A 2,210-nucleotide genomic window follows, 5' to 3' on the forward strand; every position below is an offset into this window, starting at 1 on the left:
GCCGATGCCGCCCCGGCTCCGCACGTGCTCGAGGGTCCAGTCCGGGGGGGGCGCCGCGCCGGCCCCCGCCCCGACCGCGACCGACAGCCGCTCCTGGGCCAGGTTGGCCGAGAGCTGCGCGAATCCCGACCCCGGCGCCCCGAGCAGGTTCGCCGCGGGTACCCGGGCGCCCGCGAAGAACAGCTCGGCGGTGTCCTGGGCGTGCAGGCCGACCTTGTCCAGCTTGCGTCCGCGCTCGAAGCCCGGCGTGCCCCGCTCGACCACGACCAGGCTCAGCCCGCGGTGCGGGTGCGGGCCGGTGCGCACCGCGACGATGACGAGGTCGGCGTTGATCCCGTTGGTGATGTAGGTCTTCGACCCGTCGACCACGAGGTGGTCGCCGTCGCGGACGGCCCTGGTGGCGATCCCGGACAGGTCCGACCCGGTGCCCGGCTCGGTCATGGCGACGGCCGTGATCGTCTCGCCGGTGACGACGCCGGGCAGCCATCGGGCCCGCTGCTCGGGCGACCCGCTCAGGAGGTAGGGCAGGCAGACGTCGGCCTGCAGGGCGGGGCCGAGGACGGCGGACGCGACGCCGAGCCGGTGGGCCTCCTCCATCAGGATCATGTTGAACCGGAAGTCGGTGACCCCGGACCCGCCGTGCTCCTCCGGCACGCCGGACCCGAAAACCCCCAGCTCACCCAGGTCGGTGAACAGGGGGCGGGGCCCGATGCCGGCCTCCTCCCAGGCGGCCCGGTGGGGCGCGGCGATCCGCTCCAGGCTCTCGCGGATCGCCTGCCGGTAGTCGTCGTGATCCTGGTCGAAGATGACCCGCCGCATCGCCGGTCCCCTTTCGTTCCTGCCGTCCCGTCCCGGCCGCACCGGTTCCGACCCGAGTCGCGGTGTGATGTCATGCCCGGATGGCCGTCCCGGACCCGTCCACGATCCTGGAGCTGCCGGACGTCGACGCCTGGGACGCCTGGCTGTCAGCCAATCACGACCGGGCCGCGCAGGCGTGGCTGCGGATCGGGCGCAAGGGCGCGGACGTCCCCCTGCTCGGCATCGCCGACGCGCTGGACGCGGCCCTGTGCTGGGGCTGGATCGACGGGCAACGTCGCGGCCTGGACGGCGTGTCGTTCCTCCAGCGGTACTGCCCGCGGCGCCCGCGCAGCGCCTGGTCCCAGATCAACGTCGGCAAGGTCGAGGCGCTGGTGGCAGCCGGCCGGATGCGGCCGCCGGGCCTGGCCCAGGTGAACGCGGCTCGGGCCGACGGCCGATGGGCGGCCGCCTACGAACGGCAGGCCACGGCCGAACCGCCGGCCGATCTGATCGCGGCGCTGGCCGCGGATCCGGCCGCCCGGGCCGCGTTCGACGGGCTGGGGCGCACCGAGCGTTACCTGATCATCATGACGCTGGCCAAGGCCCGCACGCCGGCCGCCCGGGCCCGGGTGCTCGCCGGTGCGGTCGACCGGCTCGCCGGGCGGTGACCGGCGCCCGCTCACGACGCCAGGGCTGCCCTCGACCCGCGTTCGTCCGCGGCCGGTCCGACCACCGAAGACCGGCGCTCGCTCCGCGGGCGCAGTGCTTCACTCGATGCGGGAGGCGAGCCGGACCCGAACTCGTGCTCGCCCGTCCCGGTCGGCGCCCTGCTCTACACCGGAACCGCAGTCACCACGACGTTGTCGTCGTACTCCGCGCGCACGGCGTCGTACGGACCGCCGCAGGTGATGAGCACGAGCCGGGCCGCGCCGTGCGCGTCGCCGAAGACCTCGGGTGGGAGCCCGCCCGCCTTGGCGTACGTCCGCCGTTCGGTCACCCGGTAGGTGACGGTCGCCCCGCCGGCGACCCCGACCACGATCTCGTCGTCCGGCTGGATGTCCTTGAGGTGGTAGAAGACTCCCCGGCCCTGCGGGGTGTCGATGTGCCCGTCGATGACCGTCGTGCCGGCGGCACTGCCCGCCAGCACGCTGCCCGTCCACCAGCCCAGGCGGTTGCCGTCGTCCGGCACCTGCAGCTCACCGTCCTTCAGACCGACCGGGTCGACCGGGGCCTGCACGCCGAGCCGGGTCAGATGCACGGTCGTCGGGACGCCGACGGGCACGGGCGGCCGGGTGGCGGCCACGGATGCGGGCGCCGCGGCGGTCCCGGACGGGTCGGCCGCGGCGGGTGCGGTGGCGGCCGGCGCGGCCGGCGCCGGCGCGGTGGCGGGGGCCGCGCGCGGCGCTGCCCCG

Annotated in this window: 3 protein-coding genes; 1 reads left to right on the top strand and 2 read right to left on the bottom strand. The window is 75.7% G+C overall.

Annotation, left to right across the window (positions count from 1 at the left end; translation table 11 throughout):
- Window positions 1-819, bottom strand: an 819-nt coding sequence (locus ACOJUF_RS12435) for an acyl-CoA dehydrogenase family protein (RefSeq protein WP_420122163.1), incomplete at its 3' end; no start/stop codon positions are given.
- Between the two features lie 80 nt (window positions 820-899).
- Between ACOJUF_RS12435 and ACOJUF_RS12440 the strand changes: the two genes are divergently transcribed.
- Window positions 900-1,466 (top strand): YdeI/OmpD-associated family protein, encoded by a 567-nt coding sequence (locus ACOJUF_RS12440; RefSeq protein ID WP_420122164.1) that lies wholly within the window; start codon window positions 900-902, stop codon window positions 1,464-1,466.
- Between the two features lie 164 nt (window positions 1,467-1,630).
- On the opposite strand, the gene ACOJUF_RS12445 is transcribed toward ACOJUF_RS12440, so the two are convergent.
- Window positions 1,631-2,210 (bottom strand): class F sortase (locus ACOJUF_RS12445; RefSeq protein WP_420122165.1); only part of this gene is annotated, 580 nt, incomplete at its 5' end.

Origin of the sequence: Nakamurella sp., assembly GCF_048594475.1 — a bacterium.
Taxonomy (GTDB): domain Bacteria; phylum Actinomycetota; class Actinomycetes; order Mycobacteriales; family Nakamurellaceae; genus Nakamurella.